Raw genomic sequence first — 25,583 nt, forward strand, 5'->3', positions numbered from 1 at the left:
ACTAATTGAAGCAGTTTAGCTATTTTATGGTAGGTTGTCTTACTCTTACACTATTAGTAGGATGTAGTGCAGCAGAAAAGCCAGTAGAACAAGTAAAACAAGTTAAAAATACAATTACAGCAAAACTAGCTACCGAGGAAAAAATGGTAGAAATAGACGGTCAAACGATTTACTTTAAAAAAATCGGTAATGAAAAACCACCTTTACTTATGATCCATGGATTTGGAGGATCATCAGATGGTTTCCAAAAGATTTATTCCGATTTAGCAAAAGATCATACGATTATTTCTGTAGATGCTTTAGGATTCGGGCGTTCATCTAAGCCGATGGATTTTTATTATTCTTTCCCAACTCATGCAAATTTGTATTATAAGTTAATGAAAAAACTAGGGTATGATTCATTCGCAATATTAGGGCATTCGATGGGTGGAGAAATTTCTCTTAATTTAACATATTTATACCCTGAAGCGGTTACCCACCTTATTTTAACTGACGCTACAGGTGGCCCTCATACATTCGTTCATAAACAAGGATCACCAAAGCCACAGTTGTCGACTGATTTAAGTGCCGTTTCTTCAATTGCAGATTATGATGAGAGCAAAGTGAAATTCAAGCGTAATGATGAAGAGCATTATAATAAAATGAAGTTATGGCCTAGACGACTTAAAATCAATGCAAATGAAATGAAACAACCAACTTTAATTATATGGGGAAGAAATGATAGTAGCGTTTCTTGGAAAGAAGGAGAAACGTATCACCAATTCTTAACAAACAGCACTTTACATATTATTGAAAAAGGTTATCACGCACCATTTCGCCAAGAACCACAAGAATTTGTAGGGTATGTAAAAGACTTCTTTAACAATAATCCGATCCAATTTGAAAAATAACATAAACGGGTATCTCATTTTGAGATACCCGTTTTCATATATTAAGCAGCTTGCTTTTGACGTTTTTGAGTTTTTGATCCCAATACTTTCGGGATAATGAAACCATCCATTCCAAATTTCCCAGCGTTCATACCGGAAACAAGAACAAACATAGATAAGATAACCATCTCAGGGTTCACACCGATTGACCCACTAAACATATAGGAAAAGTTCATTACAAGGCCAAAAAAGACCGCTGTTTTTGTTAAACAGCCTACAATTAAACCAATTCCAACTAAAATTTCTCCCCATGTTACAAGTGTATTAAACAAATCTACATTTGGAATTGCAAATTCTTGTAAAAATGATGCCCACCAAGATTGAACAGCCGGTTGTGCTCCTTTAGATTTTTCAATTGCACCTTGTAAATAACCCGTTGCATCGAATCCTTTTCCTTGTAGTTTACCAATTCCAGCCATTAACCATGTGTAACCAAGATATACTCGAATTACTGCTAATACAAAAGAAACTGCTTTGTTTTCTCTTAAAAATTGAATAACCATATCTTCCTCCTAAAGGTGTAATTAAGTCAGTTACAGATAATATAATAACATTAGTTACTTATTTTTCAAACGTTAATTATGAATAATTTGTGTCATACATATTAAACATTAAAAACTAACGTTTATATAGTAACTTTTATTACCTATAAAAACTTGAACATATCATACCACAGGTGATAATCATTTTCATTGAAAAAATTGTAAAAAAAATGTGTGCTAAATGTGAAACGTGTTTATTCTATATTTAAATAAACACGTCTCGCACTACTTATATAATCGAAAAGTATCGGTCTCTTCATCAATTAATCTCGCTTCTTGAAAGGCTTCTTCTAACGTTTTGTCATGGTTAATAACACTGTAAAATAAGCGTATTGTAAACATAAGCGCTGCATTCCCATCTACGTAATCTATCGACCCAATATACGATTTCGCGCCACTATATAAAAATGATTCTGCTAATTTCCCCTCCCCTAACGTGCACCCACTATTTACAATATGTGTATTATGCAATTTTGCATATTTATAAATTTCTTTCGCTCCAAAGTTCCCTCTCGGTTCATCTTGTTCGTAAATATCTTCACCTAACTCTTCCATGACAAACTTTCCTTCCTCACCATGAAAGCAAAAAACAACATAATTGATATCGTTATATAAGTTCTTTCCAGAAAGAATTTCCACGAAATCATTCGGCCTACCAATCCAATATGTCACAACTCTTGCCCCAAAATATTCAAGCGATGCTCGGATTGATTGTGCCTCTAAATCAGAATTAAAGCCAACTACTAGTGCAACATTCAACATACACCCTCCATCCTATAATTAGATCTCCTCAATCAAACTATTAAGGGATACATCCATTTTATATATACCCGTTTCTTTCAAAAAATCAGATCTAGTTAAAACGACTTTCTGTAAATATTGCCGATACGCTGTAATTGTCCCGTCGTGAGATACAATGCAAATTCTTTCCGCCCCCAGCTCATAACACCAAAGAAGAAATTCATCTACTATTTGCTGAAAACGATTCTCTGAAATAGTATTTATACCTTCCGTCCATAACTGCTTATTTGTACTTTTCGCAATCGAAAAATGTGGAAATAAATTTGTTATTATTCCTTGATCTACTATGTGATCACATGGTAATGTTTTCGCTCCTTCTCGATAAGGAAAAATACGTGGGGATGCATATGGATGAACGATTTTTTGACAAGCTACTTTCTCACTCCATATCGCCGCCGTTTGTAAAGTTCTAAGTGTAGGGCTAGCGATTAATATATCTGTTTTCTGTAATGGTACATTGAATTGAATGAATCCAGCCTGATTCCTTCCCTCATCCGTTAATGATGGATTCAACATTTGTAAACTTGCCGGCAAATCCTTTGTATGTTCTCCTTCACCGTGCCGAACAAAGACGAGTTTCATACCCATCCTCCTCTCTCCATGAAATCCTTCAACATAATTTCTTCCCTATCTCATTCATTATTCCTGCTATAAAAAAACAATATGTAAAAAGTATTTGACATAAATAACAGGAAAATATTACAATTGCATATGTAAAATACTTTTTACAAGGAAGAGGGGAATTATAAATATGAAATGGATAACCATCTTAATTGGAATGATTATATGGGGATATATAAACGGATTTTTTAGTAGTGATAAAACTGCTAATCCTTGGATTACAGATGATGAACGAGAAACAAAAATTAAACAGAAAGCAATTATTGCAAGCTGGTCCGGTGTTTTTATGTTTTGTACCATTAACCTCTTAAACAAATGGTTAGGTGTAGAAACAAACAATACATCACCTTACTTACCATCTTCTATCGCAACTATTTTAAAAGAAAATATAGAGTTACAAATTTTATTTATGCTATTTATTACGTATGGCATCTTTTACATATACTACCGAAGAAAATTAAGCGCTTAACTTTTTATCTCATGATTATCCTCCTAAATGGTTATAGTAATTAGGACGAAATGAAAGGAGCGATAGAAAAATGAGTAACTCGAATGATTTTTTAGATACACTGCATGAAAAACAAGCAAAAGATGAACAAAATAGAAAACGTCAGGGGAACGGAAACCCAGCGAAAAAGAAGCCAAATAAAACACATAAATAACAATAAAAAACCTGCCTAAAATTATCTTTTAGGCAGGTTTTTTATTCTTCTTTCACCGAGATAACATTTTCCCAATTCCATTTCTCATAATACCACTCTGGTACATCTATATTTTCAATCCACTTCATTTCATGCTTTCCATCTTTATGAGCAAGCCATACATCCGCTTTCTTACGGTCTGAACGTATCCATATTAATTGATTACTCTTATTCATGAAGAGCGGATGATAATCTCCTTGCCTATGAGGTGGCTTTGTGATTCGATGTTGTTCGTCGCTTGTACTATCGATTTCATATAAAGATGGTAGTGGTCTTTTTTCTGGTGGAGTTTCTATCCCCGCCTCTTTTGCTCGTGAAACGATAATTACGTTATCATTCTTCCATGTAAAATCCCAATCGACATATCCTTTCGGTGTAAATGTGTTCTGTTGAAGTGCTGGCAATTCTTTTACTTTTAAATGTTTATTCTCTAACGCAACTCTCCCGCTTCCTTCAATATAGGCCAATATATTGTTGGCTGGCGCCCATTTGAACCATTGTGTGTTTAATAACATTTGATCTACCTTTTCAAAACGACTACCATCTGCACGAACTAAGCAAAGCGTATTGCTATCAGCTGACCATGAAGCTGTCGGTACTGCTAAAAATGAAATCCACTTTTGATCTGGCGACCACCGAAAGCCACTTGCAACTAATGCTAGGAAATCATCATGTTCATTTGGTAATGCATACAAATGCTTCATTTTATGAGGATTCATATGTGCATCTTTTTGTACTTCATATAGCTGGGCTCCTGTCCACCCTGTTGGAAGTAAATGTGCTTCAGATGATACAAAAAACTTCTTTCCATCAGGATACCATGCATAATCTCCTACACCTGCCGATACATTTTCAAAATCTGTATTCTTTTTTTCTACATCAAATGTATTTAATGTACCTGTAAATATAAATGCAATTATATTTTCTGTTGGTGACCATTGATAATTCGATGCTTCTGAGTGAAACGGCGTAACTTTCTTTCCATCTTTCAGCCGATATAACTCAAGACTACCTTCTTTCTTTCCTTTTACATATGCCAGCCACTCTCCATCATGAGACCACTTTGGCCCTGTTATATACTCTCCTTTTGTAAGTTGTTTCTCTTTCCCCTCAACTTTAATCCAGAGGTCATGATGACGAATAAAAGCAATTTTCGCTTCATTATTTTCTGCGCTACTATTAATGATTGAACATAAAAATAAGACTAACATTGTACCAACGCTTACTATGAACCGTTTCATAATACCCCTCCATTTCCCTCATAGCATTCCTCAATGTCCACCTACAATATGTAAAAAATACCTATTCGACATAATCAGAAAAAATTTCCCAAGAAATTTTAAATTCATAGAGGATTGGTATGAATTATGTCGAAAATATAGTTTATCTAACATCCGATTATGTAATTTGAGATAAATTTGTAAGATTAATTTTCGGAATATTAGCACTTTTTATCAGGGGGCGTTTCTATGAAAAAAACTACATCTACACTACTGAGTATGGCGCTCGTCTTTTCCAGTTTTGGAGCTTTAAGCGCCCATGCTGAATCACTGCAAAAAGAGAAGCAATTTAGTCCACAGTTAAAAGCAAACATTACACAATGGGGAGAAAATAAAATTGCGCAAAATGTTGAAACAAAAACATCAAAAGAAATATCTGTCATTGTAGAATTGCAACATGCTCCACTCGCTTCACAAAGTAACATTCAACATGCTCCAGATTTACAAAATAATAATGCCCAGTCTTATCATGCGCAACTAAAAAAAGCACAAGAAGATACTACTAAGAAAATAAAAGAAAAAGCACCGAAAGCAACGATAAAAGAAACGTATAGTACGTTATTTTCTGGGTTTTCTATCTCTATTCCAGGGGATCAAATTACCGCTCTAGCTTCTTTACCTGAAGTAAAAGCAATTTATCCAAACTTAACATACAAATTACATGAAACGTCAAAAAGTCCGGCTAATCAAGAAACACCAAATATTGGAGGACCGACAGTTGGTGCGCCTGAAGCTTGGAATTCAAAAGATCCGACTGGCAAACCACTTGATGGAAAAGGAATGAAAGTCGCTATTATCGATTCAGGTGTAGACTATACACACCCTGATTTAAAAGCAAATTATATCGGCGGCTATGATACAGTCGATGAAGATAATGATCCGATGGACGGAAACGTACACGGTACTCATGTTGCTGGAATTATCGCTGGTAATGGAAAAATAAAAGGGATTGCTCCAAATGCCTCTATACTTGCTTACCGTGTCATGAATGATGGGGGTACTGGTACAACCGAAGATATTATTCAAGGTATTGAGCATGCTATTCAAGATGGTGCCGATGTTTTAAATCTATCTCTTGGTCAAGATTTAAATGTACCCGATCAACCTGTAACAATGACGCTAGAACGTGCGGCGAAACTTGGTGTTACTGCGGTCGTATCAAATGGAAATGATGGACCCAAACCTTGGTCTGTAGATGCACCTGGGAATGCAAGTAGTGTCATCTCTGTTGGAGCATCTATAGTTTCTATTCCATTTCCAACATTCCAAGTAGCTGGTTCCAATAAATCTTACCAAGGATTACCGTTATCAAAATCGGATTTCCAAGTAGGAAACGATGCCCAGCTTGTATATGTTGGATACGGTAATCCAAGTGATTACGCTAAACAAGATGTAAAAGGTAAGTTCGCGCTTGTCTTACAAGGGACTTCGAGCACGTTAGTAAAAGCAGAACAAGCAAAACAAGCTGGCGCTCTCGGCGTGCTACTAATTTCTAACGAAAAAGAAATTAATATTATGCCAGAATATTTTGGTCGTGAAGAAGTAGCTCTTCCTGTTATGCAGCTATCCAATACGAATGGCGAAGAGTTGAAAAGTTTAATTACAAAACGAAAGAAAAATATAAAAATTGGACAACCAAAACAAACAGAACTTATTGGTAATTTTAGTTCAAGGGGACCATCACAAGGAAGTTGGCTTATAAAGCCTGATGTTGTTGCACCTGGCGTACAAATTACAAGTACAGTACCAAGAGGTGGCTATGAATCTCACAATGGGACAAGTATGGCTGCGCCGCAAGTAGCTGGAGCCGTTGCTCTATTACGTCAAATGCATCCTGATTGGACGACAGAACAATTAAAATCATCTCTTGCCAATACAGCCGAAACATTAAAAGACGTAAATGAAAACACATATCCTGTTATGACACAAGGATCGGGCTTAATTAATATTCCAAAAGCAGTAAAAGCGGACGCATTAGTTACACCAAACAATGTAAGTTTCGGTCTAATTAAACCAAATAGCGGAAAAGTAAAATTAACACAAAATATTACATTACAAAATCTTTCTAGCAAAAAGAAAAACTTTTCAATTCGCATTGAACTATTAGATACAAAAACGAAAGTTCAAACTTCTTTCGCTTCTTCTGTGAGCGTAAAACCGAATAGTAACATAGAAAAACCTTTTACCATTACTGTGGATAGTTCTTTGCCACAAGGTGTATATACAGGGAATGTATATGTAAAAGAACAAGGTAAGACAGAAGAAATACGTATTCCATTTACATTTAGCATTGATCCAAAAGAATACAAACGTATTGATGGCCTTGAAATTGTTAATTCTACTTTCAGTCCAAATAATGACCAAATACTAGATGACAACCTTATCAATTACTATTTAGTTACACCCGTTGAGGATGTAACGTTTCACGCTAATTTAATTACGAAAGACCGAGTAACCTATCAAGGTATCGTTTATCAAGGTAAAAATGAAACACCAGGTTATAAATCTTTCAAATGGAATGGTACAAAAGTTGGTGGATCCCCTCTGCCTGACGGCTTATACCAAATTGAAGCTGTTGCTTCTAATTCTGGTGGAGAAACGAAACAAACAGGGGCTGTGTTTGTCGACCGCACTGCACCTAAATTAACACACGAAGTTGATCAAGAAAATCTCATAATTAGAGGGAAAGTAACTGATATACTGTTAGATTGGATGACAGAATCCGGATGGGTTGCTCCAGGGCATCCTGTCACGATACAGTATGAAATTAACGGGAATGGTACATGGGAAAATGCATTCCTGAACCATTGGGAGAAAAACTACGAAATTTATTTCGATCGTAGTCAATTACAGCAAGGAAAGAATACAATTCACATTGTAGCAACTGATGCCGCTGGAAATACATCTAATTTGAATGTTGATTTAGAAGTGAAATAATTAAATTATTGTTGACAATCTTTTAAAAATAGTTTTATAATACGAAACATAGTTTAGTTGAACGAATTATATATCGGCTTTGAAGGAATACTAGTAGCGACTTATATCCCTGTCTTAGAGAACTGATGGTTGGTGTAAATCAGTACATATACAAGCGTGAATTACAATTCTGGAGCTTCTTTCCCGTAGTGCACATAGTGCATGAAGAGGAAGACGGATCTTTCCGTTATCTTAAAGTGAGTGGTAAACAATTTTTATGTTTACAATTAGGGTGGTACCGCGATTTTTATCGTCCCTATCGGATTTTCCGATAGGGGCTTTTTTGCGTCCTTCCCTTTTATACAACTTCATATATACGCATTGAAAGAATCGCAGTAGTATATTATATCCCTGTTACAGAGAGCTAGTGGTCGGTGGAAATTAGCACATATATAAGTACGAATTACAATTCTGGAGCTTCTTTTTCGTAGTGCTTTTATGCATGAAGGAAAAGACGGAGTTTTTCCGTTATCATGAATTGAGATGTAAGTGTATTTTCACTTACAAATAGGGTGGTACCGCGATTCTTTCGCCCCTATCGGATGTTCCGATAGGGGCTTTTTCTATTTCTCAAAGAAACAAATGTTAAATAATTCCGAATCTTATGATAAAATTTTATAAGCGCTTACAATTTGAAAGGGGGTGATATAAGCTATACGAAACTCATATTCAATTTTATAGAAAACAAGGAGGATGTCTAAATGACAAAGAAAATAGAAATCCCATCGCATTTAAAACCATTCGTATCCACACAACATTATGATCAATACACACCGGTGAATCACGCTGTGTGGCGTTACATTATGAGACAAAATCATAGCTTCTTAAAAGACGTTGCCCATCCAGCCTATGTGAATGGACTACAATCATCTGGTATTAATATAGATGCAATTCCAAAGGTAGAAGAAATGAATGAATGCTTAGCACCAAGCGGCTGGGGAGCTGTAACAATTGATGGCCTTATTCCTGGCGTCGCATTTTTCGATTTTCAGGGGAACGGATTACTACCAATTGCAACAGATATTCGTAAAGTAGAAAATATCGAGTACACACCAGCTCCAGATATTGTACACGAAGCAGCAGGACACGCACCGATTTTACTTGATCCTACATATGCAAAATATGTGAAACGTTTTGGACAAATTGGTGCAAAAGCTTTCTCTACAAAAGAAGAACATGATGCATTTGAAGCTGTTCGTACATTAACGATTGTCAAAGAAAGCCCTACTTCTACTCCTGATGAAGTTAAGGCTGCTGAAAATGCTGTAATTGAAAAACAAAACTTAGTTTCTGGTTTATCAGAAGCTGAACAAATTTCACGTCTTTTCTGGTGGACAGTGGAGTACGGATTAATTGGAAATATTGACGATCCAAAAATTTACGGTGCTGGTCTTCTTTCCTCTGTCGGCGAAAGCAAACATTGCTTAACAGATGCTGTAGAAAAAGTTCCTTTCTCAATTGAAGCTTGCACAGGGACAACTTATGATGTGACAAAAATGCAACCACAGCTATTTGTTTGTCAATCATTTGAAGAGTTAACTGAGGCGCTTGAGACGTTCTCTGAAACGATGGCATTCAAAACAGGTGGCACAGAAGGATTAGAAAAAGCAATTCACTCCGAAAATCATGCCACAACTGAGTTAAGTAGCGGATTACAAATTACGGGCACATTTACAGAAACAATTAAAAATGATGCCGGCGAAGTCATTTACATGCGAACAAGCTCTCCAACTGCATTAGCAATTCATAATAAGCAGTTGGCAAATCATTCTACCTCTGTACACAGTGATGGATTCGGGACACCGATCGGATTACTAAATGGTAATATCGCACTAGAAGATTGTACAGAAGAAAAGTTACATTCATTAGGCATTACAATTGGAAACAGCGCAGATTTTACTTTTGCAAGTGACATTCATGTAAAAGGAACAGTAACTGATATTGTAAAGAATGATAATAAAATTGCCCTTATCTCGTTTATAGATTGTACAGTTACTTATAAAGATCGTTTACTATTTGATGCTTCATGGGGCGCATTTGATATGGCTGTTGGCTCACAAATCACTTCAGTATTCCCAGGTGCCGCAGATGCAGCAGCATTTTTCCCAATGGATGAAGAAGTTCAAGAAATTCCTGCTCCACTTGTACTGAATGAACTTGAACGTATGTATCAAACAGTTCGAGATATTCGAAGTGAGGGGATTTTACACGACGCGCATATCGATCAATTAGTAGCAATTCAAGAAGTATTAAATACATTTTATGCGAAAGAATGGCTGCTTCGCCTTGAAATATTAGAATTACTTTTAGAGCATAACAAAGGGCATGAAACATCTGCAGCATTACTACATCAACTTTCTACTTTCACAACTGACGAAGCTGTAACACGCCTTATTAACAATGGTCTTACGTTACTTCCAGTAAAGGGTGTGAGAAATGATGCTAAGATTAACTGAAGAAGAAGTTCGCGAGGAGTTATTGAAGGTAGATAAATGGATGGTAAAAGATGAGAAATGGATTGAACGAAAATATATGTTTTCCGACTACTTAAAAGGAGTCGAATTTGTCTCTGAAGCCGCCAAACTATCAGAAGAACATAATCACCATCCATTTATCCTTATCCAGTATAAAGCAGTTATTATTACTTTGTCATCTTGGAATGCAAAAGGTTTAACGAAACTAGATTTTGAGCTTGCAAAACAATTTGATGAACTATTTTTACAAAACGAAAATGCAATTATAAGAAAATAAAAAAAGAGAAGCCTTTTTAGGCTTCTCTTTTTATTTTGAAATGGATACAATGTCCAAATGGATCCTCGACTTGTAATATTCCATCTTTGTACGTAGCAATTTTGCCAATATTTTTTAAGCTTTCACATACTTGCTCTTTTTGTTTTTCATCCGCTAGTACAATTGTGAAATATTTCAAACCAACAGAACCTGGCATTTGCGGTGGTACCCCTTCACCTTGCCACGTATTTAAACCGATATGATGATGATAACCACCTGCTGATACGAACAACGCTCCATTACGAGCTGGGATCGTTATTTCAAAACCAAGACCATCAACATAGAAACGTTTCGCTTCCTCTAAATCAGCTACATGGAAATGAATATGCCCCATCACAGTACCATCTGGAAATCCATTCCATGTACTTCCTTGCTGTAATAATTCTTCACCAGCTAACGGGTTACTAACAAATGGGAGTTCTCCATTCTCATCACGCCAAACTTCTTTTTGTCGATCATGATAAATTTCAATCCCGTTTCCATCTGGATCAGCTAAATAAAGAGCTTCACTAAAGTAATGATCGGCTCCACCATGTAGTGGATATACCATCTCTACAAGATGACGAAGAACATTCGCTAAATCCTGCCTACTTGGTAATAAAATTGCGTAATGATATAACCCTGTTCTTGCTCTTTGCTTCGGAAAAGCTTCTTTCTTTTCTTCAATGATAAGAAGTGGTTCATCATTTTCATTCCCAAATGTAACGACTGCTTCTTCTTCTTTTAGCACCTTCATACTTAGTACTTCCGTATAAAACTCTAGTGATTTCTTTACATTAGATACGTATAAATGAACAACATCAAGTGTTGTATCGGGATGAAGTTGAAAACTCATCTTGTTAGCCCCCCCATTTAAATTAGTTCTTCTTTGACATTTTTTCTTTTAAGAAATTATCTACAAAACCATCAGCTTTTGCAACAAATAAGTATGCACCCATTGCTAATAATGCAAGTTCTAATTCGAAACCAGGATTTTTTCCATCTCCCAATAAACCAGCTGACCATTTCACTTTTACGATTGCCCCAACCATAACAAGTGCAAATAATAATCCAATATATCTTACACCTAAACCTAGAATTAATAATAGGCCTCCAACTAATTCAAATGTTGCTACACCGTATGCCAGTCCTCCTGGTAAACCAATGCTTGTAAACCATCCTGCAATATTGTCAATTCCTGATTGGAATTTTGTTAAACCGTGCATAAAGAACGTTACCCCTAACACGATACGAATAATTAAGTTACCAATATGTTGATTCATTTCTTTCTCTCCTTTATAGTTTTCTTATACAAAACTTTTATTCACATTACAAAACATACACTAATTTTTTTTATTCGTCAATTCATTTTCATTGGGAAAAAATATATTTTTTTTGCTATGATACAAATAGTTGTTTACAAAAAGGAGCTTGATTTTATGAATATTGGTTCTGCAATACGTGAAATTCGTCAACGTAGAGGCATAACAATTGCACAAATTTGTGAAGGAACAGGTCTTTCTAAAGGCTTTATGAGTCAGGTTGAAAATAATAAAACATCACCATCTATCTCAACGTTAGAAACGATCTCAAATTTTTTAAACGTTCCCCTTCCCTATTTATTGTTAGAACAAAAAGATCGATTGAAAATTGTTAAAAAAGAAGAACGAAAATACAGTGTATACGGCAAAGATGAGCAAAGAATTGAACATGTTGCGGAGCAAGGTGGCCTTCGCCTGAATCTCGTAGAAATTCCTGCCGGGTTTCCGAAAGAAAACTCACCAAATGCCCATGAAGGTGAAGAGTGTCATCTTGTACTACGCGGAAAGCTAGAAGTTCAACATGGTGAAGATATTGCAATTGTAGAAGAAGGTGATTCTTTCTCTTGGAATGCATGCGTTCCACATATTGTTCGTAATGTAGGAAAAGAATCCGCACTATTACTTATCTCTAGTCATGCGGAGAATCGAAAACGCGTTTACTAATCAATAAAAAAGAAGCCTGCTTCAAACAGGCTTCTTTTTTATTCTCGTATAATCCCGTAACTTGTCCCAACTAGCACCGTCTTTTCATGTTGATTGCGATAAACTGATTCGATTGAAACTTTTTTATACCCTTCCATTTGCTCTATATTTGTTAAAGTTAATTCACAAGTAATCGTATCCCCTGTAAAAACTGGTCTAATAAACTCACTTACTAATTCTCTTGCTATGTAATGTAACTCTTCGCCTACTTTCGTTCCAATACTAGCAGTCAATAAACCATGAACCATTAATCGGCCATTCTCATCATATTCCATATGATGTCTCCCTTTATCACCTGTAATATTTGCAAATTCGAAAACTTCTTCCTCAGTAAATCTTCTTTCATATTTAAATACTTCCCCAACTTTTATACTCATTTTTATCCCCCTAATAATAAACCGAATTTTCTTTCATTTTATCATGAAATGAGTCTTAATTCATTTTCTATTACAAAAAATAATTAGAAATACTTATAACTGTATTTCTTTACTTTTCACCCATTTACCGATGACCATCTCTTTTTGCGATTTGGTATCCATAATACGCACATGTACCATTTCTGGATAACTCTCTAACTTCAAATCCACAACTTCTATAAAAATCAAAATTGTTCGCAGATGTATGTGCAAACCAATCACCATGGGGAAGCTTTTGTAAACAAAGAGCTACAAGTTTCTTACCCAATCCTTTCCCCCTATACTCACACTTCACAACCAAATTTACTATGTTAGCAACCATCATTTGATCAGAAATCACTCTAACCATCGCAACCATTTCTTCTTCATCCCAAATTGTGAAAGCCCATGTTGAATTTTCAAATGCAAGCGTAAATTTTTCAATTTGCCAAGAAGGGATATTATCATTACTCCAACCGGCATCTTCAAATAAAGTTTTAATTGCATATGCTGGTACTCCATTCGTTCCTTCACGGATAATAAGCCCATTATGGTAAATATACATGTAATCCCCCCTTTATTTTTATATACCATTCTTCAAAAGATGCAATTTACCTTTTTTCATCCAACTCGCTTAATCGAATAAACAAGAACATCCATCCCCTGAAATGAAGTTGTTTTCTCATAACTAAGCCCTGTTTTTCTAGCAACAAATATTGAGGCGGGATGGTTCGGATTAATAAGAGAAATTAATTTATTCATTTGTAATGCTTGGAAACCGTAGTCTCGAAATGCCGCAGCTGCTTCTTTCGCATACCCTTTTCCCCAATACTGAGGAAGTAACCAATAACCAATTTCAATTTCCTCTTTTCCATCTATCTTCTGCTTTACTAGTCCCGCATGACCAATTCGTATTCCCGTTTCCCTTTCAATCATTACAAATAAACCGAGACCATTTTTATAATTAGGAATTACCCACTCCTCCAAGCTTTTTTTGCATTGCATATATGTTTTTAACGTTCCATTTCCAATATAGCGCATTACCTTCTCGTTTCCCCATAGTGAAGCGTAGAACTGTAAATCATCCATTGTATATTTGCGAACTTGTAAACGATCTGTATGAAACATTTCTGCACTCCTTCCCACTAATGTGTTCTTTATTTCACGACCATATTTTACATATATAATAAGTATTACTACCTATTATAAATGAACGAAACAAAAATGCAGAATGTTCATTCTTTTACCCGATAAAAAAAGCAGTAGACAAATATTGTCTACTGCATCCATATCATAACTAGTACAAAGAAAACTACAATTGAGGGGGGTGTAGGATTTTCAAATATACTAGATACTTATCCCGTTCTAACGGGCGGTAAACTTTTCAATTATTTGAAAGTGAAAAGTTTACCGCACATAAGAACTTTTGCGGTCATTAAGAGAGCACTGTTAAGTAATCAAACACACGCTGTGCTTTTTCTCCACCCATTCGCGCATGTTGAAGAAGGGAAATACCATGTGGGCCAGATGCACGTAATGCTTCTGGTTGTGCTACTAAAATAGCTTGTACAACTTCTAACTCTCCAAGCATAGCTGCAGCAAAAATATCCATGCGAGCACCCTTTTCCAGTAAATAAAGAGCAATATCTTTACGACCTACATGTGCCGATGCTCCTAAGGCACTTTCCCAATCTGATCCGCCCCAATTGTAAGAGGCATGAAGTAAGCTGGGCGATTCAACCAACAGTTCCTGTACTTTTTCTAAATTTCCGTGAGCTGCCATAACAAATTCTCTTACTAACTCAGTGGTAATACGCTCTTCTGTATGCATCGCTCTTCTCCTTTTTTAGAAATTCGTTTCGGTGTAAAAAATGGTTTGTCACTTCCTTGAAAAATATCCACTTCTATACCAAATACATATTGAAACATTTCATGACATAATACTTCTTCTGGTACACCGTCATACTGAATCTCCCCTCGCTTTAATACGAGTAAACGATCACTATATTGAGTAGCTTGGTTAATGTCATGTAAAACCATTACAATTGTCATACCAAACTCCTCATTTAATCGTTTCACAAGTTCCATTACTTCCAACTGATGAACGATATCTAAAAAAGTTGTTGGCTCATCTAATAATAAAACATTCGTGCGTTGTGCTAGCGTCATTGCAATCCAAGCACGCTGCCTTTCTCCTCCTGATAAAGATTGTAAAAGACGATATTCATACCCTTCAAGATTTGTAACAGACAATGCCCAATTAACAATTTCTTCATCTTCTTTATTTAAGCGAACACTCCATGATTTATGGGGGCCTCTTCCAAATTCAATTAATTCTTTCACTGTTAAATCTAATTGATGATCATGCATTTGTGGTAACATCGCTAATTGCTTTGCTACATCGGCACTCTTCATCGTATGAATATTTTTCCCATCTAAAATGATTTCCCCTTCGCTTTGTTTAAGTAGCCTTGCCATTAAACGAAGCAAAGTAGATTTCCCCGATCCATTCGGTCCAATTAAACTAACAACTTCTCCAGCTTTAATATGTACATTCATATTTTGCATTTGAAATCTTTCAGAATGTGCGTAAAACACTTTTTCAACGGAAATCACGTTGTTTTCCTCCTCTATGAATTAAATATAAGAAGAACGGACCACCTAAGAAGGATAATAAAATACCAACAGGCAATTCGATTGGATCGAACCAGCTTCGAGCTATCGCATCCGCAAAAACAAGTAATACCCCGCCGCCAAGACATGATAGAGGCAGCAAATATTTATAATCATTTCCAACTAATAAACGTAGCATATGCGGTACAACAAGACCGACAAACCCAATAAGTCCAGAAACACTAACTGCTATTCCAGCTAATAATGTACTTACTACGATTAAATAAAAACGACTTTTTTCCACGTTATGTCCTAATAACTTTGCCATTTCATCTCCAAGCATTAATACTCGAATATGCTTAATACCAAAGAAGGCTAATATAATAGCAAATATCGCATAATAAATAATCATATTTAAATGTGCCCAGCTTACACCACCAATGCCACCAGCTAACCACGGTAAAACAGATTGTACTTTGTCACTATGTAATAACATTAATGCTGACGTTGCTGCACCAATCAATGCATTAATCGACACACCTACTAAGACAATTCTTGAAGGTGGTGCCCCTTTTTGCCATGATAAAGCATAGATGACCATTGCTGTGATGAAAGCTCCTAAAAACGCCCCTAGCGGTAAAAAAGCCATGTGCTGAGGAAATAAAATCATAATTATAATTGCTACAAGACCCGCTCCAGATGAAACCCCGATAATACCAGGGTCTGCAAGAGGGTTTCTCATAACCCCTTGCAATAATGCACCTGATGTCGCTAAACACGTTCCTACTATAAATCCAACGAGCACCCTTGGTATACGAAGATCCCATACAATTCGATGAACTATCGAACCTTCATCTTGCATCCCTGTTAGGATGTCTCGTAAAGAAAAGGATAAACTTCCCGCGAAAAGACCGTAAAAAAGACCTAGAATCGTTAATACAACTAAAATAACTGCTATTCCCCATCTTTTTTTCGCAAAAGGATGTTCCTTTTCTCTTACTACTTCATTACTCTCCATACTTATCATTTCCTTACATCTTGTATACTTTTATACATAAAGTCCATAGCTTCTGTTACTTTTGTTCCAGGATTTGATCCAAATAAGTCTGGTGGTAAAATAACTACACGATTTTGTTTTACTGCATCTAAATTTTTCCACGCTTCATTTTTCATCATTTCGCCTTCAAATGCTTTTTTCACGCTATTCGGGTCTCCGTGTGTAATTAAATAAATTACATCTGGATTCGCCTCAATAATACGTTCTACACTTAGCTGTGCATATTGCGGATATTCTTTCATTTCTGGAAAACCAGCTGCAATATTTTTTCCGCCCGTTTTCTCTAAAATGTCACCTGACAGAGATGTTGGTAATGCTGCTAAATAAGTTCCTGGTGCTCCATACACTAGCAATGCTTTCACATCACTCTTTTTCTCATATTTCTTCATTTGATCATTCATTTTTTGATTCAGTTCTTTTGCTTTATCTTCTTTCTTCATTACTGCTCCGTATATTTCAATATTCTTTTGAATATCTTGTACAGAATTTGCAGTAGAAATGACTACTTTCGTCCCTTGACCTTCAACCGTTGGAACATTCTTTTGGAATCCATTGTTAGCAACAAGTACATCTGGCTTTAAGCTAGCAATTTGCTCAAAATTCGGCTGATGTGCATTCCCAATTACTTGCGCTTTCTTTAACTCCTCCGGAAGAGTTAATTTCGTATCTGGACGACCTATAATCTTTCCGCCTAAAGCATGAATAATATCCATATCACCCATACTTAATGTTGCAAAGCTCTCTGGTGTTTTATCGAATGTTACCTTTCTTCCCGATAGGTCGGTAATTTCGATTTTTTCTTTTCCTTTTTCTGTTTTGGTTGCAGACGCTTTGTCGTTTCCCTTTGCATTGCAACCTATTAATAAGAAAAAAACAGATAAAATCGCTGTAAATAGCGTAATAGACTTTTTCATTCTTCCACCTCTAATTGATAATGATAATCATTAACTACTATTCTACTTTAATTGATAAGGATTATCATTGTCAACAAAAACGCATACATTTTCTTCAAAAAAAAAAAAACAAAAAGCGCTACAAAAAGATCCTTTCTTTTTGTAGCGCTCTATTTAATACTATTACTCACATTCATTTTCCTCCAACTGGTCACGCATCACTTTTACACGCTGAAAGAAAAAGAACGATAAACTTAAAAATATAACGATGCTCCCCATCATAACAAAAAATTGTATCGTTTCTTTTGCTCCATTCGGAATCAATAAGCCAACCATTAACAATGTGCTTACAGCGAGAAGGATCTGTCCGAACCGAGTATAATCTTCTATTTTCCCTTGTAATTCTTTCATCATATTCTCACTCCTCCATTTCACTGTATCATATTCTATGAAACTGAAAGACAAGTAAATGCAGCCATTCGGGGAGATGTTTTCCAAAAGAAAAAGAGCCGCTTAATTGCGACTCTTTCCTATCTATTCCACACCTTTATATGCTTCCATATAAATTTCTTTCAACTCTGAAATGAGCGGTAATTTCGGATTAGCTGTTGTACATTGGTCTTCAAAAGCCCGTTCTGCTAATACTCCAACAACCTCTTCAAATTTCTCTTTATCGACTCCTTGCCCCATAATACTCATATTAATATTCAAGCTTTTTCCAAGCTCAATAATTGCTTGGACAAGTGATTCCACCCCTTCTGCTGCCGAACTTGCTGGAAGCCCGAGCATTCTCGCTATATGTGCATATCTTTCATCTGCCACAAAGTACTCATATTTTGGGAACAATGCGTGTTTTCTTGGCTTAATAGCATTATAGCGGACTACGTGCGGCATTAGAATGGCATTTGCGCGTCCGTGCGGAATATGGAATTCTGGTCCAATCTTATGTGCTAAGCTGTGATTAATACCGAGGAAAGCATTTGCAAATGCCATCCCTGCAATTGCAGAAGCGTTATGCATTTTTTCTCTTGCTTCTTCATCATTTCCATCTTTATATGCTCTCGGTAAATATTTGAATACGAGATCAATAGCTTTTAATGCTAATCCATCTGTATAGTCATTTGCCATAACAGACACATACGCCTCAATTGCATGTGTTAAAACATCCATACCAGTATCTGCTGTTACATGTGGTGGTACTGTCATTACAAATTGCGGATCAACAATCGCTACATCTGGTGTTAATTCATAATCTGCAAGCGGATACTTTATATTATTTTTCTTATCTGTAATAACCGCAAATGGTGTCACTTCTGACCCTGTTCCTGATGTTGTTGGAATGGCAACAAACTGCGCTTTATTTCCTAATTCCGGATATTTACATGTACGTTTTCTTATATCTAAAAATTTCTGTTTAATGCCATAGAATGATGTTTCTGGATGCTCATAGAATAACCACATCCCTTTTGCCGCATCCATAGCTGAACCGCCACCAAGTGCAATAATTACATCAGGCTTAAAGCTTCTCATCATTTCCGCACCTTTAAAAACAGTTTCATCTGACGGATCTGGCTCGACCTCAAAGAACACTTCAACTTTCACATCATTTGCATGCTTACGTAAATAGTGCGTAACTGTGTCTACATAGCCGTGCTCAACCATTCCTGGATCCGTTACAATAAATGCACGTGAAATGTTAGGCATATTTGCTAAATACGCCGTAGCATGTTTTTCAAAATAAATTTTTGGTGGCAACTTGAACCACTGCATATTCTTTTTTCTATTTGCCAGCCTTTTTATATTTAATAAATGAGTCGCTGTTACGTTTTGAGAAACTGAGTTTTTCCCGTATGAACCACAACCAAGTGTAAGCGATGGAATAAACCCATTATATATGTCACCTATTCCGCCTTGTGATGAAGGTGCATTTACAATAAGACGGCAAGCTTTCATACGTAAACCAAATTGTTTTTGTACTTCTTTATTTGTAGAATGAATGACTGCTGAATGCCCTAAACCTCCAAGATTCAACATTTCTTCGCAATATGTAAATCCTTCTTCTAATGAATTCGCTTTTACACAAGCTAATACTGGGCTCAGTTTCTCACGAGATAGTGGATACGCTGCCCCAATTCCTTTAATTTCAGCTACAAGTATTTTTGTATGTTCAGGCACAGTCATCCCAACTAATTCGGCAATATACTGTGCAGATTTCCCTACAATATCACTATTTACTGCACATGTATTTTCATTTATAACGAGCTTTTCTAATTTCTTTCTCTCTTCCTCTGTTACAAAGTAACAATTATTTGCAATCATTTCTGTTTTAACATCATCATAAATTTCTTTATCGATAATGATTGCCTGTTCCGATGCACAAATCATACCGTTATCAAATGTTTTCGATAAAATTAAATCATTAGCAGCTCGTTTTACATGTGCTGATTTCTCTATATAACACGGTACATTACCAGGACCTACACCTAGTGCTGGTTTACCAGTAGAATAAGCCGATTTCACCATACCAGCGCCTCCAGTTGCTAGAACGAGTGCGACACCATCATGGTTCATTAATTGTTTCGTCGCTTCGACAGATGGTCTTTCAATCCATTGAATACAATGCTTTGGCGCACCCGCCTTCACCGCTGCATCATATACTGTTTTGGCCGCTGCAACGGAACAATTTTGTGCAGAAGGATGAAATGCGAAAATAATTGGATTTCTCGTTTTTATCGCGATTAATGCTTTAAACATTGTTGTTGACGTTGGATTCGTTACTGGCGTTACTCCAGCTACTACACCGACTGGTTCCGCAATTTCTATTATTTCTTCATGAGGATCTTCATGAATAACTCCTACCGTTTTATCTTGCTTTATACTATGCCAAATATATTCAGTGGCAAAAATATTTTTTATGCATTTGTCTTCATAGACACCACGGCCTGTTTCTTCAACAGCCAATTTTGCAAGCGACATATGTTGATCAACACCTGCTAGTGCCATTTCATGAACAATGTTGTCAATCTGTTCTTGTGTAAAACTTTCTAATGCTTGTAAAGCTTCTTGACCGTTATTTACTAACGTATCAATCATCTCTTTTACCTCTTGCATTTCATTTACAACTTTCTCTTTGACTACCATGTAAATTTCCTCCTATTCTGTTATCACGGTCTTTATAAGTCCCTATAGGTCATAATAAGTCCCGATTAGCGAAAAAAAATAGAGTTACCGTCCTACATGAATCCCATTGTTTGTGAAATATTTCACAAGTTTATTCGTGAATAACATTTCATGAATTCAATATACATGAAATCATTTCATTTGTGTATGTCTAATTTGTGAAATATTTCACAAATAAACATAATAAAAATGCACTGCTCCACATTAGCAGTGCATTTTTATTATGCTAGCGCTTGTGCTAAATCTTCAATTAAATCTTCACCATCTTCAATTCCGACAGAGATACGAATTAATGTATCTGTAATTCCTAATTCTTTACGACGATCTGCTGGGATTGATGCATGTGTCATTTGAGATGGGATAGAAATTAAACTTTCGACTGCTCCTAGGCTTTCAGCAAGTGTAAAGTATTGCAGTTTCTCAAGTACTTTATTTAATGTTTCCTCACTATCTACATCAAATGAGATGATAGCACCAAATCCGTTTGCTTGTTCTGTTGCTAATTCATGGTTTTGATGTGATTCAAGGCCTGGATAATATACTTTATTTACTTTTGGATGATTATTTAAGAATTCAGCAATTGCGCGTGAATTCGTTTCATGTTCTTCCATACGAATTCCTAACGTTTTTAAACCGCGAAGTAGTAAGAAGCTATCTTGTGGTCCAAGAATACCTCCCGTTGAGTTTTGTACAAAGTGAAGGTCTTCTGCTAGTTGTGGGCTATTTACCACTACTAGACCTGCAACTACGTCACTATGACCTCCTAAATATTTCGTTGCACTATGAAGTACAATGTCTGCTCCTAAAGAAATCGGCGACTGCCAATATGGCGTCATGAATGTATTATCAATAATTGTTAATAAATCTTTCTCTTTAGCAAGAGTAGATATTTTCTTAATATCAGTAATTTTTAGTAGTGGATTCGTTGGTGTTTCCACATAGATCGCTTTCGTATTTGGACGAATTGCTTCTACAACTTCCTCTAAGTTTGTTGTATCTACAAATGTATGCTCAATACCGAAGCGGTTTAATACTTTCGTAATAACACGATACGTTCCCCCATAAACATCATCTGTTAAAATAACGTGATCACCTTTTGAGAACAACATAATTGTTGCTGTAATAGCAGCCATTCCCGAACCAAATGCAAATCCAGCATGACCGTTTTCTAATACGGCAATCATTTCTTCTAAAGCTGCTCGTGTTGGGTTGCCTGTACGTGAATATTCATATCCTTGATGCTTACCAACTGCTTCTTGTTTATACGTACTTGTTTGATAAATCGGTACGTTTACAGATCCAGTTGAAGGTTCTCCTATGCGAATACCATGAATTAACTTTGTCTTTGCTCTCATTTTTTATTCCCATCCTTTGTATATGTCTTTACTTAAATAGCGCTCACTACTATCAGGAAAAATCGTTACAATATTTGTACCTGGTGTTGCTTTCTCTGCCTCCAGTAAACTTGCATGAAATGCTGCTCCTGAAGAGCTCCCAACTAAAAGTCCTTCTTTTTGCGCTAATTCTTTTACTCGTAAAAATGCATTTCGATCAGAAATCGTATGAATTTCATCAAAATAAGATGTTTTCAAAAATGGTGGAATAAATTCAAGACCAATTCCTTCTGTTTCATGTGAACCAGCTTTACCACCATTTAAAATAGATCCTTCTGGTTCTACAATAACTGTTTTAATATCTATATTTTTTTCTTTCAAATAAGATGCAGTTCCCATGAATGTACCGCCGGTTCCTGCTCCAGCAACAAATATGTTAATCTCTCCATTCAATGCATTCCAAAGTTCAGGACCTAATGTTTTGAAATAAGCACGTGGGTTTGCTTCATTCGCAAACTGACTTGGAGAGTATGAATTCGGTATTTCATTTACTAACTCTTTTGCTTTTGCAATTGCTCCGGTCATTCCTTGCTCAGTCGGTGTATGCACGACTGTTGCGCCTAGCGCTTTCATTAATTCTTGTTTCTCAATACTAAATTTCTCTGGTACACAAACAATAACGCGTAAATCATGTTCTAACGCTGCAAGTGCCAGTCCAATACCAGTATTTCCAGCAGTCGGTTCAATAATTGTTCCACCCTGCGTGACAAGCCCTTTTTCTAGCGCGTCTTCGATTAATTCTCTTCCTAAACGATCCTTAACGCTTCCGCCTGGGTTATAAAATTCAAGCTTCGCAAATAAACGGACCCCTTCTGGAAGTGAAAACCGAGTAATTTCTACAATTGGTGTATGACCAATTAACTCATGAACTCCACGATATACATTCATCGTGTTCTCCCCCTTATTTGCCAATAAAGAAAAGGCAACTGTATGTATTTTCTTTATATGAGACAGTTGCCTTTTTGTTACATTACTTTAACTCTTCTAGTACTTTTACGATAAAGTTTGTAGAATGAAGGGCTGCTTGATCTAAAAATTGATCAAATGAAACATTTGATTCTTTACCAGCAATATCAGAAAGTGCGCGGATGATAACAAATGGAACTTCGTATTGGTGGCACACTTGTGCAACAGCTGCCGCTTCCATTTCTACTGCATAAAGATTTTCAAATTTATCACGAATTGCTGCAACGCGGTTCGGATCACTCATAAATGAATCCCCTGTTGCAATCATACCTTTTACAACTTGAATATTCTCTTCAGCTTGCATACATTTCTCAGCTAATGCAACTAATGCCTCATCAGCTTTAAATCCAGGTGGCATTCCTGGTACTTGACCATATTCATAGTTAAATGCTGTTACATCTACGTCATGGTGACGAACTTCTGTTGAAATAACTACATCTCCAACATTTAGAGAATGATGGAATCCACCAGCTGAACCAGTATTAATTACTTTTTCAGGCTTATATTTTTCTAATAAAATTGTCGTTGACATCGCTGCATTTACTTTACCAATACCAGACTTTAACAAGATTACTTCATGTCCTGCTAATAGTCCTTTCGTAAATTCACAACCCGCAACCGTTTCTGTTTTTGCTTGTTCTAATTTGTCACGTAAAATACGTACTTCTTCTTCCATTGCTCCAATTACAGCAATTCTCAATCTAATCCCTCTTTCTATTGCTTAGTTGCCTCCATTACCCAAACGAAATGATTTAATCTCGTAAACGTTACATGGAAGCCATTGTTTTCAAATATAGTCTGCATGATCGGAATACGTGTATAGTATTCCGTTTGCAAATCGTTTGCTAACTGGTGAAAACCTCTTTGTTTTGCTGTTTCAACAGTTTTATCATATGCATCTTGATCTGCAAATATCGTATCAGCAAACACTATTTTACCACCTTTGTTTAGCAATTGACTATACTTCGCAACAGCTACATTTTTTTCATCATCTGTTAAATGATGAAATGCATAGGTGCTTACAATGGTATCAACTGAATTCGGAACTTCAAACGAAAGAAAATCACCTTCTGTAATAGAAAATTCCTTTGGCAATTTCTCTTTTGCAATCATGCGCATTTCACGCGACGGTTCTATACCGTAAACTGTACGACCGGCAAGTAATAATTTATTTGTTAAATTGCCAGTACCAACACCAAATTCTAATACGTTACCAAATGACTTGTTAACTACATCCTCTAAAATGTCCTCATAATGGGCGAAAACTTCTTTATATTGTATATCTTCGCCTTGTACGAATGAGTCGTACGTATGAGCCCACTCATCAAATAAACCATTAAATTCTGTGCCCATAAAAATTCCCCTTTTTCTTATCGGTTTTATCAGTATGATATTCCCTCTTTCTAAAAATGTCAATTGAAATGCACGTGGTATTTCCTTCTTTTCTTTGTTACACTGTAGTTGATTACATAGGAGAGGGGGCATCTTCATGTCATTTACCTTTGAAATGTTAGAAGATAAAATAGAATTTTTTGAAGCGGGAGACTTAGCTTCCTTAGAAAGAAAAATTAGTGAACAAATTGATAATAATAAAGCACTTATGCTTGAAGTTCATCACATCTCGCATCAAATGGTTATGGATCCCGAAAGCAAAAGACCGTATTACAGCGCGGTTGTTCATTTTAAATTAAAGAAATTATGCTAACTAAAAAAGAGAAGCTCCTAGGAGCTTCTCTTTTTTAGTTTAGAGTTTGAACAAGCACTGGTTTCCAGCCCTCATTTTCTACCCAATCAATATTTACATAATATTTTTTACCTGATTGCTTATCTTGTACGTTGCCGTAAGCTTTATTCTTACCGTTATTTCCGATTCTATGAATAACTAATTGCTCTACCGGAACGTCGATTGCAGCGGAAATCGCTTGATTCATCTCATTCCAATCTGCTGTACCTTTGTTAAACGTCATCGCAGGTGTTGCACCTTGCTCTGTACCTACTGGCTTCCAAGAAGGTTTCGTATAAGCATCTGTTGCCTTTGGCTGTGTTTTTTCAGCTGCCACTTTCTCATTAGCTTTCGCTTCTTCTTCAGCTTTTTGCTTTTCTTCTTCAGCCTTTTGCTTCTCTTCTTCTTCCTTCTTCTTAGCCTCTGCCTTCTCTTGTTCGTCCTTCTTCGTCTCTTCTTTACCTTTAGCTTTCTCAGCTTTATTTTCTTTTGTTGTTTGCTGAGCTACCTTTTTATCATTAGAAGACGCTTGCTCTTTTGTGTCAGGAACGAACAATTGATATGCTACAATAGCTACTGCCACTAATACAATAGCGATTGCAATATTTAAAACACCGTTTTGACGACGTTTTTGTTGTTTCTGTTGGAATCTAGATCCTCCTGCCATTCTTCAAACCTCCATGCAGTTTTTCATACTTGCTATTGTAACATTAAATCTA

The 25,583-nt window shown here is 36.2% G+C and carries 28 protein-coding genes and 2 other annotated features; of the genes, 8 read left to right on the plus strand and 20 right to left on the minus strand.

All coding sequences use genetic code 11. From position 1 onward, the window contains the following. Positions 1-5: 5 nt before the first annotated feature. Positions 6-890, plus strand: a complete 885-nt coding sequence (locus F0362_RS21450; protein WP_000808868.1) for an alpha/beta fold hydrolase — start codon at positions 6-8, stop codon at positions 888-890. Between the two features lie 41 nt (positions 891-931). Here the strand turns inward: F0362_RS21450 and F0362_RS21455 are convergent, their stop codons facing one another. From F0362_RS21455 to F0362_RS21465, 3 genes are all read right to left on the minus strand, one after another. Then, a complete protein-coding gene (locus F0362_RS21455) occupies positions 932-1,432 on the minus strand; it encodes a DoxX family protein (protein WP_000236610.1) in 501 nt (166 codons plus the stop codon). Between the two features lie 264 nt (positions 1,433-1,696). Next, entirely contained in the window at positions 1,697-2,233 is a 537-nt protein-coding gene (locus F0362_RS21460) for a hypothetical protein (protein ID WP_000935637.1), read from the minus strand. 18 nt (positions 2,234-2,251) lie between these two features. After that, positions 2,252-2,854, minus strand: coding sequence for a histidine phosphatase family protein (locus tag F0362_RS21465; RefSeq protein ID WP_000779723.1), 603 nt, complete (start codon positions 2,852-2,854; stop codon positions 2,252-2,254). Positions 2,855-3,023: 169 nt separating this feature from the next. Here F0362_RS21465 and F0362_RS21470 point away from each other — a divergent pair, with 169 nt between their 5' ends. Together F0362_RS21470 and F0362_RS21475 are read left to right on the plus strand one after the other, a co-directional pair. After that, positions 3,024-3,362 (plus strand): hypothetical protein, encoded by a 339-nt coding sequence (locus F0362_RS21470; RefSeq protein ID WP_000871278.1) that lies wholly within the window; start codon positions 3,024-3,026, stop codon positions 3,360-3,362. 70 nt (positions 3,363-3,432) lie between these two features. After that, positions 3,433-3,555, plus strand: coding sequence for a DUF4023 domain-containing protein (locus F0362_RS21475; protein WP_000071861.1), 123 nt, complete (start codon positions 3,433-3,435; stop codon positions 3,553-3,555). 41 nt (positions 3,556-3,596) lie between these two features. Here the strand turns inward: F0362_RS21475 and F0362_RS21480 are convergent, their stop codons facing one another. Next, positions 3,597-4,835 (minus strand): TolB family protein, encoded by a 1,239-nt coding sequence (locus tag F0362_RS21480; RefSeq protein WP_000819444.1) that lies wholly within the window; start codon positions 4,833-4,835, stop codon positions 3,597-3,599. A gap of 228 nt (positions 4,836-5,063) precedes the next feature. Here F0362_RS21480 and F0362_RS21485 point away from each other — a divergent pair, with 228 nt between their 5' ends. From F0362_RS21485 to F0362_RS21495, 3 genes are all read left to right on the plus strand, one after another. Then, positions 5,064-7,811, plus strand: coding sequence for a S8 family serine peptidase (locus tag F0362_RS21485; RefSeq protein ID WP_149889952.1), 2,748 nt, complete (start codon positions 5,064-5,066; stop codon positions 7,809-7,811). Positions 7,812-7,881: 70 nt separating this feature from the next. After that, positions 7,882-8,111 (plus strand) — a binding site (T-box leader). Positions 8,112-8,162: 51 nt separating this feature from the next. Continuing rightward, positions 8,163-8,390, plus strand: a binding site (T-box leader). A gap of 161 nt (positions 8,391-8,551) precedes the next feature. Next, entirely contained in the window at positions 8,552-10,306 is a 1,755-nt protein-coding gene (locus F0362_RS21490) for an aromatic amino acid hydroxylase (protein WP_000162268.1), read from the plus strand. Then, on the plus strand, positions 10,287-10,601 hold the full coding sequence (locus tag F0362_RS21495) for a 4a-hydroxytetrahydrobiopterin dehydratase (protein WP_000979552.1): 315 nt from the start codon (positions 10,287-10,289) through the stop codon (positions 10,599-10,601). Before F0362_RS21490 ends, F0362_RS21495 begins: the two co-directional genes overlap by 20 nt. 16 nt (positions 10,602-10,617) lie before the next feature. Here the strand turns inward: F0362_RS21495 and F0362_RS21500 are convergent, their stop codons facing one another. Both F0362_RS21500 and F0362_RS21505 read right to left on the minus strand, forming a co-directional pair. After that, positions 10,618-11,475, minus strand: coding sequence for a VOC family protein (locus F0362_RS21500; protein ID WP_000009834.1), 858 nt, complete (start codon positions 11,473-11,475; stop codon positions 10,618-10,620). A 22-nt stretch (positions 11,476-11,497) separates the two neighbouring features. Continuing rightward, positions 11,498-11,902 carry a DoxX family protein gene (locus F0362_RS21505; protein WP_001071553.1) on the minus strand — a complete coding sequence of 135 codons (405 nt, stop codon included), beginning with the start codon at positions 11,900-11,902 and terminating at the stop codon, positions 11,498-11,500. A gap of 156 nt (positions 11,903-12,058) precedes the next feature. Here F0362_RS21505 and F0362_RS21510 point away from each other — a divergent pair, with 156 nt between their 5' ends. Then, entirely contained in the window at positions 12,059-12,604 is a 546-nt protein-coding gene (locus F0362_RS21510) for a helix-turn-helix domain-containing protein (RefSeq protein ID WP_001020691.1), read from the plus strand. 38 nt (positions 12,605-12,642) lie between these two features. Here F0362_RS21510 and F0362_RS21515 read toward each other — a convergent pair whose 3' ends face one another. From F0362_RS21515 to F0362_RS21580, 13 genes are all read right to left on the minus strand, one after another. After that, positions 12,643-13,020: a hotdog family protein gene (locus tag F0362_RS21515; protein WP_000025016.1), complete on the minus strand. Its 378-nt coding sequence runs from the start codon at positions 13,018-13,020 to the stop codon at positions 12,643-12,645. A 124-nt stretch (positions 13,021-13,144) separates the two neighbouring features. Continuing rightward, positions 13,145-13,603 carry a GNAT family N-acetyltransferase gene (locus F0362_RS21520; RefSeq protein WP_000276121.1) on the minus strand — a complete coding sequence of 153 codons (459 nt, stop codon included), beginning with the start codon at positions 13,601-13,603 and terminating at the stop codon, positions 13,145-13,147. A gap of 56 nt (positions 13,604-13,659) precedes the next feature. Further along, positions 13,660-14,166, minus strand: a complete 507-nt coding sequence (locus tag F0362_RS21525) for a GNAT family N-acetyltransferase (protein WP_000469138.1) — start codon at positions 14,164-14,166, stop codon at positions 13,660-13,662. 307 nt (positions 14,167-14,473) lie between these two features. Further along, positions 14,474-14,869 (minus strand): ankyrin repeat domain-containing protein, encoded by a 396-nt coding sequence (locus tag F0362_RS21530; protein ID WP_000556701.1) that lies wholly within the window; start codon positions 14,867-14,869, stop codon positions 14,474-14,476. Then, entirely contained in the window at positions 14,836-15,654 is an 819-nt protein-coding gene (locus tag F0362_RS21535) for an ABC transporter ATP-binding protein (RefSeq protein WP_000626361.1), read from the minus strand. Before F0362_RS21535 ends, F0362_RS21530 begins: the two co-directional genes overlap by 34 nt. Further along, complete coding sequence (locus F0362_RS21540) at positions 15,641-16,669, minus strand: FecCD family ABC transporter permease (protein ID WP_000445395.1); 1,029 nt, start codon at positions 16,667-16,669, stop codon at positions 15,641-15,643. Before F0362_RS21540 ends, F0362_RS21535 begins: the two co-directional genes overlap by 14 nt. A 5-nt stretch (positions 16,670-16,674) precedes the next feature. Continuing rightward, entirely contained in the window at positions 16,675-17,622 is a 948-nt protein-coding gene (locus F0362_RS21545; RefSeq protein WP_000748487.1) for an ABC transporter substrate-binding protein, read from the minus strand. A gap of 162 nt (positions 17,623-17,784) precedes the next feature. Further along, on the minus strand, positions 17,785-18,012 hold the full coding sequence (locus tag F0362_RS21555; protein WP_033657341.1) for a YrhC family protein: 228 nt from the start codon (positions 18,010-18,012) through the stop codon (positions 17,785-17,787). Between the two features lie 123 nt (positions 18,013-18,135). Then, on the minus strand, positions 18,136-20,742 hold the full coding sequence (gene adhE / locus F0362_RS21560; protein ID WP_000260456.1) for a bifunctional acetaldehyde-CoA/alcohol dehydrogenase: 2,607 nt from the start codon (positions 20,740-20,742) through the stop codon (positions 18,136-18,138). A 260-nt stretch (positions 20,743-21,002) separates the two neighbouring features. Next, positions 21,003-22,136, minus strand: coding sequence for a bifunctional cystathionine gamma-lyase/homocysteine desulfhydrase (locus tag F0362_RS21565; RefSeq protein ID WP_001201921.1), 1,134 nt, complete (start codon positions 22,134-22,136; stop codon positions 21,003-21,005). Between the two features lie 3 nt (positions 22,137-22,139). After that, positions 22,140-23,063, minus strand: a complete 924-nt coding sequence (locus F0362_RS21570; protein WP_001103866.1) for an O-acetylserine dependent cystathionine beta-synthase — start codon at positions 23,061-23,063, stop codon at positions 22,140-22,142. 82 nt (positions 23,064-23,145) lie between these two features. Then, positions 23,146-23,841 (minus strand): 5'-methylthioadenosine/S-adenosylhomocysteine nucleosidase, encoded by a 696-nt coding sequence (gene mtnN / locus F0362_RS21575; protein ID WP_001217044.1) that lies wholly within the window; start codon positions 23,839-23,841, stop codon positions 23,146-23,148. Positions 23,842-23,855: 14 nt separating this feature from the next. Beyond that, on the minus strand, positions 23,856-24,494 hold the full coding sequence (locus F0362_RS21580) for a class I SAM-dependent DNA methyltransferase (protein ID WP_000536326.1): 639 nt from the start codon (positions 24,492-24,494) through the stop codon (positions 23,856-23,858). Between the two features lie 136 nt (positions 24,495-24,630). On the opposite strand from F0362_RS21580, the gene F0362_RS21585 reads away from it, so the two are divergent. Further along, positions 24,631-24,846, plus strand: coding sequence for a YrzA family protein (locus F0362_RS21585; protein ID WP_000010978.1), 216 nt, complete (start codon positions 24,631-24,633; stop codon positions 24,844-24,846). A gap of 34 nt (positions 24,847-24,880) precedes the next feature. Here the strand turns inward: F0362_RS21585 and F0362_RS21590 are convergent, their stop codons facing one another. Beyond that, positions 24,881-25,531, minus strand: coding sequence for a YrrS family protein (locus F0362_RS21590; protein WP_000897105.1), 651 nt, complete (start codon positions 25,529-25,531; stop codon positions 24,881-24,883). Positions 25,532-25,583: the final 52 nt, after the last annotated feature.

Origin of the sequence: Bacillus sp. BS98 (assembly GCF_008432245.1) — a bacterium.
GTDB lineage: Bacteria > Bacillota > Bacilli > Bacillales > Bacillaceae_G > Bacillus_A > Bacillus_A toyonensis.